This is a genomic window from Dietzia sp. SLG310A2-38A2 (assembly GCF_014145095.1).
GTDB lineage: Bacteria > Actinomycetota > Actinomycetes > Mycobacteriales > Mycobacteriaceae > Dietzia.
In genome coordinates this window covers 1-12214 of the sequence record NZ_JAALDX010000006.1, presented here as the reverse complement: position 1 = coordinate 12214, position 12214 = coordinate 1, and the positions used below count along the sequence as shown (strand labels likewise).

Annotated in this window: 10 protein-coding genes; 4 read left to right on the top strand and 6 right to left on the bottom strand. The window is 70.3% G+C overall.

Annotation, left to right across the window (positions count from 1 at the left end; genetic code table 11):
• The first annotated feature begins 348 nt into the window (after positions 1-348).
• Complete coding sequence (locus tag G6027_RS00215) at positions 349-1212, top strand: Bax inhibitor-1/YccA family protein (RefSeq protein WP_182634323.1); 864 nt, start codon at positions 349-351, stop codon at positions 1210-1212.
• A gap of 459 nt (positions 1213-1671) precedes the next feature.
• Here G6027_RS00215 and G6027_RS00210 read toward each other — a convergent pair whose 3' ends face one another.
• From G6027_RS00210 to G6027_RS00185, 6 genes are all read right to left on the bottom strand, one after another.
• Positions 1672-2892, bottom strand: coding sequence for an acetyl-CoA C-acetyltransferase (locus tag G6027_RS00210; protein ID WP_182634321.1), 1221 nt, complete (start codon positions 2890-2892; stop codon positions 1672-1674).
• 27 nt (positions 2893-2919) lie between these two features.
• The gene (locus tag G6027_RS00205) at positions 2920-4083 is read right to left on the bottom strand and encodes an SGNH/GDSL hydrolase family protein (RefSeq protein ID WP_182634319.1); all 1164 of its coding nucleotides are present in this window, start codon (positions 4081-4083) and stop codon (positions 2920-2922) included.
• A complete protein-coding gene (locus G6027_RS00200) occupies positions 4080-5438 on the bottom strand; it encodes a hypothetical protein (RefSeq protein ID WP_182634317.1) in 1359 nt (452 codons plus the stop codon). Before G6027_RS00200 ends, G6027_RS00205 begins: the two co-directional genes overlap by 4 nt.
• Positions 5435-7675: an AAA family ATPase gene (locus G6027_RS00195; protein WP_182634314.1), complete on the bottom strand. Its 2241-nt coding sequence runs from the start codon at positions 7673-7675 to the stop codon at positions 5435-5437. The genes G6027_RS00200 and G6027_RS00195 overlap by 4 nt, the downstream gene beginning before the upstream one ends.
• 92 nt (positions 7676-7767) lie before the next feature.
• Positions 7768-8265, bottom strand: coding sequence for a transcription elongation factor GreA (gene greA, locus G6027_RS00190; RefSeq protein ID WP_017835774.1), 498 nt, complete (start codon positions 8263-8265; stop codon positions 7768-7770).
• A 122-nt stretch (positions 8266-8387) separates the two neighbouring features.
• Complete coding sequence (locus G6027_RS00185) at positions 8388-8840, bottom strand: DUF4307 domain-containing protein (RefSeq protein WP_182634313.1); 453 nt, start codon at positions 8838-8840, stop codon at positions 8388-8390.
• Between the two features lie 115 nt (positions 8841-8955).
• On the opposite strand from G6027_RS00185, the gene mca reads away from it, so the two are divergent.
• From mca to G6027_RS00170, 3 genes are all read left to right on the top strand, one after another.
• Complete coding sequence (mca, locus tag G6027_RS00180; protein ID WP_182634311.1) at positions 8956-9879, top strand: mycothiol conjugate amidase Mca; 924 nt, start codon at positions 8956-8958, stop codon at positions 9877-9879.
• Positions 9876-10199 (top strand): hypothetical protein, encoded by a 324-nt coding sequence (locus G6027_RS00175; RefSeq protein WP_182634309.1) that lies wholly within the window; start codon positions 9876-9878, stop codon positions 10197-10199. The genes mca and G6027_RS00175 overlap by 4 nt, the downstream gene beginning before the upstream one ends.
• A 99-nt stretch (positions 10200-10298) precedes the next feature.
• Positions 10299-12214: hypothetical protein (locus G6027_RS00170; protein WP_182634307.1), on the top strand; the 1916-nt coding region annotated here is incomplete at its 3' end.

Below are 12214 nucleotides of genomic sequence, written 5' to 3'. Positions count from 1 at the left end.
GGCGGCCGGGGCGGCCGCCATGCCGGGGGTGTCCGCCCCGGTTCCATGCTCCCGGGGGGCCGAAGTCGCCCGGTTGGTGTTCGTCGCTGGTGTGCATCGCCGACTCCTTCACGTCCTGGGCGCCCGGTCGGCGCGCGTCTGTCATAGAGTATCCGCGACATCTCAAAGAGTGTCAACGACATATCTTTAGCGGGCTGGTGTGATGGACGTCCGACCAGTCGGGCAGGATGGGGGTCGACGCGGGGAACACACAGGTGGGCCCAAGCGTTGACCAGTACGAGTGATTCGTCGGTGACCCGGCGGGGACTCTCGATCAACGACCTTCCCCGACAATCCGAAGGGACCTCGATGCGCACGAGCAGCAATCCGGTCTTCAGTTCCCTGTCCCAGGACAGCGCCCGCGGCGCCACCCACCTCGGTGGTGCCGGACGCGCGGGCTTCCAGCAGGGCCAGTACGGCCAGCAGGGCTTCGGCGCCCAGGCCGGCTACGGTGCCCCACAGGCGCATCCGCAGTTCGACACGGACACGCGGCCCATGACGATCGACGACGTCGTCACCAAGACCGCCACGACCCTGGGTCTGCTCAGCATCGTGGGCGTGATCGCGTTCTACATGATCAGCATCAACCCCGGCCTGCTCTTCCCGCTGCTGCTCATCGGCGGTATCGGCGGTCTGGTCGTGGTGCTCATCGCCACGTTCGGCCGCAAGATGGATTCGGCGCCGATCACCCTGACCTACGGCGCCCTCGAGGGCCTGTTCGTCGGTGCGGCCACCTACCTGTTCACCGCTGACCTGCAGGGCGGTGGCGTCCTGGGTGCTGTCGGCGCGGCGATCCTCGGCACCATCGGTGTGTTCGTTGGCATGCTGTTCGTCTACAAGACCGGCGCCGTGCGCGTGACCCCCAAGTTCACGCGCTTCCTCACCGCCGCCATCGTGGGCGTGCTGTTCGCGGCACTTGGCAGCATCCTGCTGAGCTTCTTCACCGGCGGCTCGAACCCGCTGTACGACGGTGGCCCCATCGCGATCGGCTTCTGCCTCCTGTGCATCGGCCTCGCCGCGTTCAGCTTCCTGCTGGACTTCGACAACGCCGACCGCCTCGTGCGCGCCGGCGCCCCCAACAAGATGGCGTGGGGCGTCGCGCTCGGCCTGACCGTCACCCTGGTCTGGCTGTACATCGAGATCCTCCGCCTGATGAGCTACTTCCGCGACTGATCAGCGCGAGCAGTAGCGTCGCCCGGTCGCTCTGGCTCCGGCCCACGCGGCCCCGGCCCGTCTGCCCCGACCCTCACCAGGGGGTCGGGGCAGCTGCTATTTCGGCGGAGTGTGCAGCCGGCCGGGACGTGAGGGCGGAGGGGGCGGGCCGGGACGCGTAGGCAGAGCGGGTGGGTCCAGTTCCGGCGCCGGAGCGGCCAGAGCGTGCCGGGCGCAGCCTTCTGCCGCGAGGTCACAGCTGTTCGTGTTCTCCCAGGACGTTTTCCCAGGATACCGAGGCAGAAGAGTCGTCATTGCGACCACTCGGCGGGGCAAGTGGATGGCGACCGAGAGCCGAGGGCCGACGAAAAGAACGTTCCGAACACCGCCCTCTTGGGAAACGGGTTCGGAACGCTCTTTTCGACGCCGGGTCGCTGGACGCCGGGCCGCTGGACGCCGGTCAGGCCGCGCGGGCGGGGATCAGCTGAGGCGCTCGAGCACCATCGCCATGCCCTGGCCGCCGCCGACACACATGGTCTCGACGCCGAACTGCTTGTCCGCGGCCTGCAGGTTGTTGATGAGTGAGGCGGTGATGCGGGCGCCCGTCATGCCGAACGGATGGCCCAGCGCGATGGCGCCACCGTTGATGTTGAGCTTGTCCTCTTCGATCCCGAGCTCGCGGGCGGAACCGAGGACCTGGACGGCGAACGCCTCGTTGATCTCGAACAGGTCGATATCGGAGACCGACTTGCCGGCGATCTTCAGGGCGTTCTTGACGGCCTGGATCGGGCCGAGGCCCATGATCTCGGGGGACAGGCCCGAGACGCCGGTGGACACCACGCGCGCGAGCGGGGTGAGGCCGAGCTCCTTGGCCTTGGTATCGCTCATGATGACGAGCGCGGCGGCGCCGTCGTTGAGCGGGCAGCAGTTGCCGGCGGCGATGGTGCCATCCGGGCGGAAGACCGGCTTGAGCTGCGAGATCTTCTCGTAGGTGGTGCCGGGCCGCGGGCCGTCGTCGGTGGAAACCACGGTGCCGTCGGGCATGGTGACCGGGGTGATCTCGTTGGCGAAGTGACCGTTCTCGACGGCGGCGACCGCGCGGGTCTGCGAGCGCACGCCCCAGTGGTCCTGCTCCTCGCGGGTGATGCCGGTCATCTGCGCGACGTTCTCGGCGGTCTGGCCCATCGGGATGTAGACGTCCGGGAGCTGGTTGTTCTCACGCGGATCGGTCCACGTCTCGGCGCCACCCTCGGCGCGGGTGCCGGTGCGGGCCTCGGCGTCGGCGAAGATCGGGTTGTGGGTGTCCGGCCAGTGGTCGGAGGTGCCCTTGGCGAAGTTGGTCACGGTCTCGACACCGGCCGAGATGAACACGTCGCCCTCGCCGGCCTTGATCGCGTGCAGCGCCATGCGGGTGGTCTGCAGCGAGGACGAGCAGTAGCGGTTGACCGTGGTGCCGGGGACGGTGTCCAGACCGGCGAGGACGGAGACGACACGGCCCATGTTGAAGCCCTGCTCGCCACCCGGCAGGCCACAGCCCAGCATGAGGTCGTCGATCTGGGTGGGGTCGAGCGACGGGACCTTGTCCAGCGCGGCCTTGACCATCTGTGCGGCGAGGTCATCCGAGCGGATACCCACGAGGGATCCCTTGTTGGCGCGCCCGATGGGGGAACGGGCGTACGAGACGATCACGGCTTCCGGCATGGAAGGCTCCTTCGTTGCAGGTGAGTGCTATGTGTGGTCAATCGGGAGATCCGAGTCCGACTGGTCCCGCGTGGAGCGGGTCACACGCAGGATCCGGCTCCGGCGGCGGAGGGTGTCCGCAGCTTCGCGGGCATCGCCCGTGCTCTCGGGGTCGCCGTCCACGTCCTCATTATGCAGGTACGTGTTCTCGTCGGTGTCGTCCGCGTCCTCGTGGGTGCGGACGAAGTCTGTGAGGCGCTTGGTCAGACGGGCGACGACCGTGTCGCGGGCCTCGTCGGACGCGCCCTCGATCGCGTCCTCTGCCGCCTCGAGCGAGGCCTCGGCCTCCGCGGCGTCGGCGGGCGGCCGGTTCTCCGGGATCTCGTCCCACACGCCGAGCGCCACGCACACGGCCGGCAGGAGCAGCCCGGCCATGAGCTCGTAGCCGTCGGAGTTGGGGTGGAACCGGTCGGGGGAGAACAGGCTGTCGGCGCGGGCGTGGAACTCCGGTGCCAGTGCTTCGGCGAGGAACACCGGTGTCCCACCGGCCTTGTGCACCTGCACGGTCTGAGCGGCCGCCAATCTGCGGCTGAGCGTGGCCATGACGGTCCGGAGCGGTTGGGGTACGGGCTTGATCGTCCCGAGATCGGGGCAGGTCCCCACCACGACGCTCGATCCGATCTCGCGGAGGTCACTGACCGCCTCGCCCACGCGCCGGGCGGAGGGGCCGATCGAGTTGCGTGCGGTGATGTCGTTGCCGCCGATGAGGATGACGGAGATGTCAGGCTTTCCGCCGGTCACCCGAACGGCGTCGATCTGCCCGGCCAACCCCTTGGAGGTGGCGCCGACGATCGCCTTGCTGCTCAACCTCACGTCCCACCGGGACTCCTCGGCGAGGCCACGGGCGAGCAACACCCCGGGCACCCGCCCGGCGTCGGCCGCGCCGAGACCGGCCGCCAGCGAGTCCCCGAAGATCATCAGGTGGACGTCGCACGTCATCCCGGGCCGCCACGGCTCGGAGGTCTCGGCACCGGGCCGGTAGAGGCCGTCGCCGTCGAAGGGCCACGAGGTGGGTTTGGGAATCACACGGCGGGCGATCCTGGCCTGCTGCGCGAGCAGCTCATAGGCTCCCCGGTAGGCGCCGACCGTCCCCACCGCGACCAGGGCGAGGTTGACGACGATCTTGCGTGCCGGATCATCTGATTGACTCATCTGGCGTGGCGTCTCCCTCCGGTGCGATGTCGGGCGGCAGACGGGGCCGCGAGCTCGCGGGCCTGTGCCGATAACTCGACGATAGTCCTGCGGGCCTCGGCGGGCCCCATCGAGAGATCCACCGGGTATTCGACGATCGAGATGTCGGTGTGCACGATCCGCCGGGGCTGCGGCGCGTCGTTCCGGCGTTGGGCCGGGTACACCAGGTACGCGCGGTCCACCCCGAGCGCGGTGCAGGCCGCCAGCAGGCGGTAGTGCTCGGCGGCGCGGGCGCGGCGGTCTGTGGGATAGGTGGGAACGAAGGTGGTGACCGGCTCGCCGTCGACCTCGTACACGAGCCCGGTGGGCACGGAGATGTGGTCACCCTCGGTGGCGGGAGCGCTGTGGCGGCCACTTCCGGCGACGGCCCTGTCCCCGGCGCCTCCCTCGTCTGCCTCACCCTGGTCGGCTTTACTCTCTTCGATCCCGGAGTCCAGATGGACGACGGGGTTCTGCAGCACCCGTCCACCACAGCCGTCGAGGGCGGCGGTCAGCTCGGCCTCCACGAAGCGCTCGAACAACGCCGGCATCTCGGTGACGAACGCCGCCGACGCCGCGTGGCCGTCCTCCACCTCAACCGAGATGCGGCGCACGATCCGGTCGGCCAGGGCGAGCGCATTCTGGAACCGCGCGTTGAGCCGGGTTCGTGTCCAGGTGGGGACCGGGGCGCCCTGGCCGATGAGCGTGGCGTCCGCCAGCCGGGCGTCGACCATCGCCAACCGCCGCCGGGTGGCGTCCGGCAGGTCGGGGAGGAACTGCAGACGGTGCGCGGCGGTGCGCAGGATGCGGTTCTCCGCGATATCGGGGGTGAACTCCGAGTAGGTGACCTCCAGGGGGATGGTCATGCCCGGGTGTCGGCGGATCTGGTCACCCAGACGGATCCGGCCGCGCACGGTGGTCAGCGCCTCGTCGACCCTGCGGTACCCGCGCAGCAGACCGGACGACAGGGCCTGGTGTGCCAACGCGGCCATGGACTCGGCCACGGAGACCCACAGCTCGTCGTCGTCCCTCGCCTGGACGGCCGACGGGAGGAACGCGTTGTCGGCCGCGTGGTCGAGCAGGAAGAACAGCTGCGTCAGGCCCAGGTTGGCCGCGGGCAGGACCCGGACGGACAGGCCCTCGACGCGGACCGAGCCGACGCTGCCGCACGGGATCAGCCGCCACGTGTCCCGGCCGGCGGGCAGCACCTCGACCAACCCGGTCTGGGACAGGTGCTGCGCGCCCTCCCAGCTCAGGGTGACGAGCCGGCCCCGGCGGTCGAACTCGTCGAACTCGATGGTCTCCGACGCCGCGGAGCCCGCCGAGGCGGGGATCACGCCCGGCCGATCTTCCGACGCAGGGTCGCGAGCCCGAAGCGTTCGTGGACCTCGGCGCGGGACAGGCGTCCGTAGTAGTGCTCCTCGAGCAGCGGGAGGAGGTCGTACCGCCAGATCGCCTCGAGCCCGCCGGGTGCGGTGGCCCGGTCCTTCATGAAGTACGACGGCCCGATCCGCAGGTCGCGGTCCGAGTCGTCGATCTCGGAGTTGAGCGCCTCCAGCAGGTCCGCGGGCTCGGTGGTCACGCCGCGGGCCTCGAGGTGTCGCCGCAGCACGCCCGCGACCGGCGGGGTGTCCGGGTGGAGTTCCATGAACGCGAACCGACGCCGGATGGCCGCGTCGACCATGGCGATCGACCGGTCGGCGGTGTTCATGGTGCCGATGATGAACAGGTTGCGCGGCAACCGGAACGAGGTGTCGGGGCTGTACTGGGGCAGGACCGTGCGGTCGCGGTACTCGAGCAGGAAGTACATCTCGCCGAACACGCGGGCCAGGTCGGCGCGATTCATCTCGTCGATGATGAGGAAGCTCGGGTGCTCGCGCCCGGAGTCGGACGTGGCGCGTGCGGCCTGACGGCGCAGCGGCCCGGCCTGCAGGGCGAAACCGGGCTGGCCGGACTCGGTGAGCGTGGGCCGGTAGCCCTCGAAGAAGTCCTCATAGGCGTAGCTGGGGTGGAACTGGACCAGCTGGACCCGGCTCGGGTCGTCGGCGCCGGCAAGGAAGCGTGCGAGCTCCTGCGCGAGGTAGGTCTTGCCGGTGCCGGGCGGGCCGTAGAACACGATCTGCTGCCGCTCCTGCAGGGTGTCCACGATCTCCTGCAGTTCCTTGCGGGGCATGTGCAGGCTGTCGGCGAGCTCGTCGGTGATGTCGGGGAGGGTGGGCACCGTCCCCGCGCCCGGGGCCTCGGCCACCTGGGACTCGGCGGAGTGGCGGCCGGGGTGCATGGTGGCGAGCAGGGCGTCGAGGCCGTCGGTGAGGTCCACGACGGTGCCGGGCTCCCCGATCAGCTCGGAGAGCGGGCTGGGGAGGGTGTCCAGGTCGAGGGTGACCGAGTGCCACCGCACCGAGCGCTCGAGCTGCTGGCCTCCGTCCTCCACGTAGCCCAGGTCGTCGGTGAGGGTGCCCAGGTGCAGTTTGGCGTCGGCGACCGTGGCCACCACGTCCTGGGGACTCATCCGGGACAGGAAGGTGTGCAGCTCCGCGGTGAGCTGGAACCGTGCCTGGTAGTCCAGGTGCGGGTACCCCTGCTCGACGGCCTGGGACACCTCGAGCCGGCTGGCGTGCGCGGGGATGCGCGGCAGGTGCGAGGCGGGTAGCGCGATCCGGTTCTGCGCGACCCACTGGCCGGCCTGTCCGACGCCGCCGCGCCCGGGACGGACCAGCCACGCGCGGCGGGAGTGGTCGTCGCGGTGGCGCTGCCACTGGTTGGCGATCGCGCCCCGGTACCAGTCGACGGGTTGGCCGAGCTGGGCGGAGAGCGTCTCGGCGATCCGGTGCAGGTCCTGGTCGATGTCGAGCTCGTCGATCCCCGACGGCCCGCCGATGAGGTCGGCGAAGGCGTCGCGGATGCGGGTCTTGTGCTCGTGCTTGACGATCGGCTGGAAGTACCCGGGCCAGGCCAGGTACTGCAGGCTGTAGCGGATGGCCCGCCAGTCACCGGGGGTCGAGCGGGCGGCACGCTGGAACTCCCACGGGTCCGTGAGCGCCGCGTCGCGTTCGGCGGACTCCAACTCGGCCCAGTGGATGACGAACGTGCACAGCCACCGCAGGTGCTCGCGCATCTGGACGTTGAACCCGAGGCCGCCGGTCAGCGGACCCTTCTCGCCGAGCGCGTCGTCGAGGACCTCGGGGATCTCCGGCGCGTCGTCCATCCAGGACAACACGTCCCGGATCCGCCCCCGCTTGAGGCGGGCGGTGACCGTGGACAGCGGCAGCTGCTGGATGTAGAGCAACTCGGCGGCCAGGAGCACCACCGGCCGCGGGGCGCCCTCCAACTGGTCGTGGAGCGCCTGCATCACGGGGGAGCGGGTGGAGTCTCCGGAGTGCTCGCCGGTGTGTTCCTCGGCGTCGCCGTCGAGACGGCGGATGAGCTCTTCCGCGACCTCGGGGGTCCAGGTGTAAAGCTCGTCGTCGAACGGTGACTGCCCTGTACGCAGCGCCGGTCCCAGGACCTGCTCGGCCGCCGATTCGATCTTCGGTGCCGGGCCGAATGGCCTGTCATGGGAACCGTCTGTCACGTGGGACTCCTGGAAACGCCGGCGCGGGATCGGGCTGGTCGAACCGGGCCCGATAGTCGTGAAGAACCTACCACCGGGCCCGTCGTGGCCGGTCAGCTCTGGTACGGCTCCGCGGTCACGATCGTCACCGAGACGGACTTGCCGTTCGGGGTGGTGTACTCGCGGCTCTCGCCGACCTTGGCGCCCAGGATCGCGCGGCCCAGCGGGGAGTCGGGGGAGTAGATCTCCAGGTCGTCCTTGCCGGAGCCCTCGCCGCGGGTACCCACCAGGAAGGTCTCCTTGGTGTCCTCGTCGCCGTTGTAGTAGGCGCGGACCACGGAGCCCACCAGGGCGACGCCGGTCTCGGTGGGCGTCTCGCCGACCTGGGCGGTGGCCAGCAGGTCGTCGAGCTGACGGATGCGCGCCTCCTCCTGGCCCTGCTGCTCACGCGCGGCGTGGTACCCGGCGTTCTCCTTGAGGTCGCCCTCCTCGCGCCGCTCGTTGATCTCGGCGGCGATGACCGGACGGTTGGCGATCAGCGCCTCCTTCTCGGCCATGAGGCGGTCGTACGAATCCTGGGTCAACCAGTAGCCCTGGGTGTCGTTCGCCATGAGAGCGCACTCCAATCTGTTCGTGTGTGTGCTGCTGTACGAAAAACACGGCCCCGCGAAAGGGGCCGTGCTGATGGGACGATGCTAACACAGCCGTGACCTGGATCGGGGCCGGAGAACCCCTACCTGCGCAGGTAGTCGGGGACGTCGTCGCCGCAGCCGTAGACGTCGGCCACGAACGCGCGGGCCGAGGTCGCGATGGACATGTCGACCTGGATCGCGCTGTTCGCGGACGGGGGCACGTACACCTCACGGCGGCCGACCTCGCCCTTGGTCTGGTCCTGCGCCCGGACTATGCAGTAGGCGGCTGTTCCGGGTTCGTCCCGGGTGACCGTGATCACCACGTCGGTCCGCTCGTCGTCGACGACGGTCACCCCGATCACCTCGCCCGAGATGGTGGGGGTGGCGCTGAGCCGGTAGCCGGCGACGGCGCCGGCCACCACGAGGGCGCCGACGAGCAGGACCAGGAAGCCGGCGACCAGCTTGCCGGTCACGCCCGACCCGGAGTCGTCGTACCGCCCGGCCGGCGGGGTCCCTGCGGCCTGTGACGCGGCGTCCGACCTCGGCTCACTCATGGTCCCCAGGGTATCCGGGGGCGGCTGGCGGGCCGCCCCGGGGGCACCGGACCTCGGTGAGTCCATAGAATGAGTCATCCCGATCCACGAGCTCTGAAGAACGGCAGGTGCGATGATGGCCGGTCTCCGGCTGATGGCGGTACACGCCCACCCCGACGACGAGGCGTCCAAGGGCTCCGCGACCATGGCCAAGTACGTGGCTCAGGGTGTGAACGTGCTGGTGGAGACGTGCACCGGCGGCGAGCGCGGCAGCATCCTCAACCCTGCGATGGATCGCCCCGACGTCGTGGCCGACCTCGTGGGCGTGCGGCGCCGCGAGATGGCGCGCGCGGCCGACATCCTCGGCGTCGACCACCACTGGCTGGGCTACGAGGACTCGGGTCTGCCCGAGGGGGACCCGTTGCCGCCGTTGCCTCCCGGATGTTTCGCCCTTGCCGACGACGACGAGGTCACCCGCTCCCTGGTCGCCAGGATCCGGGAGTTCCGGCCGCACGTGATCATCACCTACGACGAGAACGGCGGGTACCCGCACCCGGATCACCTGAAGGTGCACTCGGCGTCGATGGCCGCCTACGAGGCCGCCGCGGACCCCGCCCGCTATCCCGGGACGGGCGAGCCGTGGGCCGTGGCCAAGGTCTACTACACGCACGGCTTCCCCAAGAGCCGTCTGGAGCTGCTCGACGAGGAGCTGTTCGCCCGCGACGGCGTCCGCCACTTCGCCGAGTTCCTGTCCCGCTGGGGTGACCGCCCCGACATCATGGAGCGGGTGACCACCCGGGTGGAGTGCGCCGACTACTTCGAGCAGCGCAACTCGGCGCTGCTGGCCCACGCCACGCAGATCGACCCCAACGGCTGGTTCTTCGCCGCCCCGGTGGAGATGCAGCAGCGGGTGTGGCCCACCGAGGAGTTCGAACTCGCGGCAAGCCGGGTGGCCGTACCCGTGCGGGCTGAGGGAGAATACGAGGCAGACCTGTTCGAGGGCGTCGACCCCTACGTCGAGCTCCCGGTCGGACCGAGCACGAGTGAGGACCCGAGATGATCACCCTGGGACCGGACGTCCAGATCCTGGCGCATCAGGCGGCAATGGTCTTCGCGCAGAACCAGTCGCCGGGCACACCCGGGTACAACGACCACCCGATGGGACCGGAGTTCGGCAAGGCCTCACCGATCGGGATCCCTGTGGTCCTGCTCCTGCTGGTCGCCACCGTGCTCCTGATCCGCAACATGAACAAGCACATCAAGAACCTGCCCGAGACCTTCGACACCGATCACCCCGAGCCGGACCAACTGGCCGACGAGGGCACGGACCGGGCCGGCGTCGAGGGCGGGACCCCGGGCGCGCCCGTCGATCCCCGCTGACCGTCGTTGTGCCCCACCGCCTCCGATAGGGGGCGGGGCGGTGGGGAGGTCGGCCGGATCGCCGGTCACGGGGCCCCGCGCCCCGTAGTGTCACCTCCCGTGTGCTCGCCCCGCGCGCTGCGTCTTCCCGCCTGCCTCCTCTTGGCCGCCACCCTCGCCTTCCCCGCGCCGGTCGGCGCCCAGACCGTCGTCGACGGATCGACCCTCGGGGTGGCGGAGGTGCTCGAGTTCCCGGACCGGAGCGCCGAGGTCGCGATACCAATCCCGGTGCCTGAGGGGCTTACCCCGCGGACGCTGAGCACGACGATCCAGTTCCCCGTGGATCTGGACCGGGGCCATCTCGAGGCGTGGTCCGGTGACCTGCTGCTGGACCGGATAGACCTGCGACCGGGCGTCGAGTCGGAACGCGTCACCATTCCCCTCGATCGCGGGCGGGTGCGCAACGGCGTTCTGGACCTCACCATGCGGACCGTCCTGCACTCCCAGGGAGAGGCGTGCCCGGACTGGACCGACCGGTCACTGGAGCTCCGCGATTCCGAGGTGGAGTTCGCCGGCGATCCCGAGGCCCCTCGGGTCCTCGCCGACTTCGTCCCCTCAGTCCTGGAGCGCCTGGAGATATACCTCCCGGACGAGCCGACCCACGCCGAGTCGGAGGCCGCCGCCCAGCTGGCCATCCTCGCGTCCACGAGGTTCGGTGGCAGTGGCCTGGAAGTCGAGGTCCTCCCGGCGTCGGGCCCCAGGTCTCCGACCGCCTCGCCCTTCACCCGACGGGCGGAGATCCGGGAATCCGGCGAGTCCCGGATCGATCTGGCGGACGACGCCGTCCCCACCGCGGTGATCGTCGGTGACTCCGCCAGCCTGGGGCGTCAGATGCGATCGGTGACGAGCGAACTGTGGTCGCTGGCCGTCACGGGCTCGGCCACCCTGGACTCGCCGATGCCGGCGCCCCGCGCGCTGGTGACCGAGGCGACGCTCGACGAACTCGGGCTGGGGTCGCGATCGGCGCGATCGGTCGGGTCCGTCTCGGCGGGCTTCGGGCTGGACCAGACCAGTCTGGGGACGGTGACCGGAGACGTGGCCATCGATCTGGTCGGCTCCTACTCGCCGCCACCGTCTGATCGCAGTGGGCTGATCGTGGTGTCGGCCGGGCAGACCGTGCTGGATTCGTGGACCGCCGATCAGTCCGGGGTCTTCGACCGCACGGTGACGGTTCCCGCCGGCGCCCTGAACCGGTACACGGACATCACCGTCTCGCTCCAGACCGCGGGCGCGGGTGCGGCCTGCGGCGTGCTCCAACCGTTGACGCTGATCGTCGACGGATCGTCCCGGGTCCGCGTCTCCGACCCCGCTTCGCCCGCACCGGCCGGGTTCGGCTCGCTCCCGCAGGCACTCCTGCCGCGCCTTCAGGTGGCCACCGGCAGCGGGTCGCTGGAGGACACCGCGCGGGCGGTGACGATCCTCGCCGAGCTGCAGGCGTTGTCCGCCACCCCGCTGCTGCCCGAGTGGGTGAGCATGGAGACCCTCGTGGAGGGGGATGTCCCGGGGCTGCTGGTGACGTCCGACTCCGCCCCGGCCGATCTCGATCTGCCCCTGACCCTGACCGGCGGACGCACGCTGGAGGTGGTCGGGGCCCGGGATGGGCAACCGGCCACGCTGAGGTTCTACGAGGACGTCGACTTCGCATCGATGCAGGTGGTCCAGGACGGCGACCGCGCACTCCTGGTGGCCTCGTCGAGCTCGGGCTCGGGTGAGCTCGACCGCACGTTGGAGTGGCTGGACTCCGAACCCGGTCGGTGGTCGATGCTGGCCGGAAACGTCCTGTTCACCGCACCCGACAGGGAGCCGATCGAGCTGTCCACGGCCGAGGCGATCGACGTGGACGCCACCCAGGACCAGGGCACAGACGGCGTCCGAACCGCGCTGATCATCGGCCTGGCGGTCACGCTGGCGGGGGCGGCGATCGCGGGGCTCGTCTGGGCGGTGACCCGCCGCCGCCGGGTGGGCGCCGGGCGGTG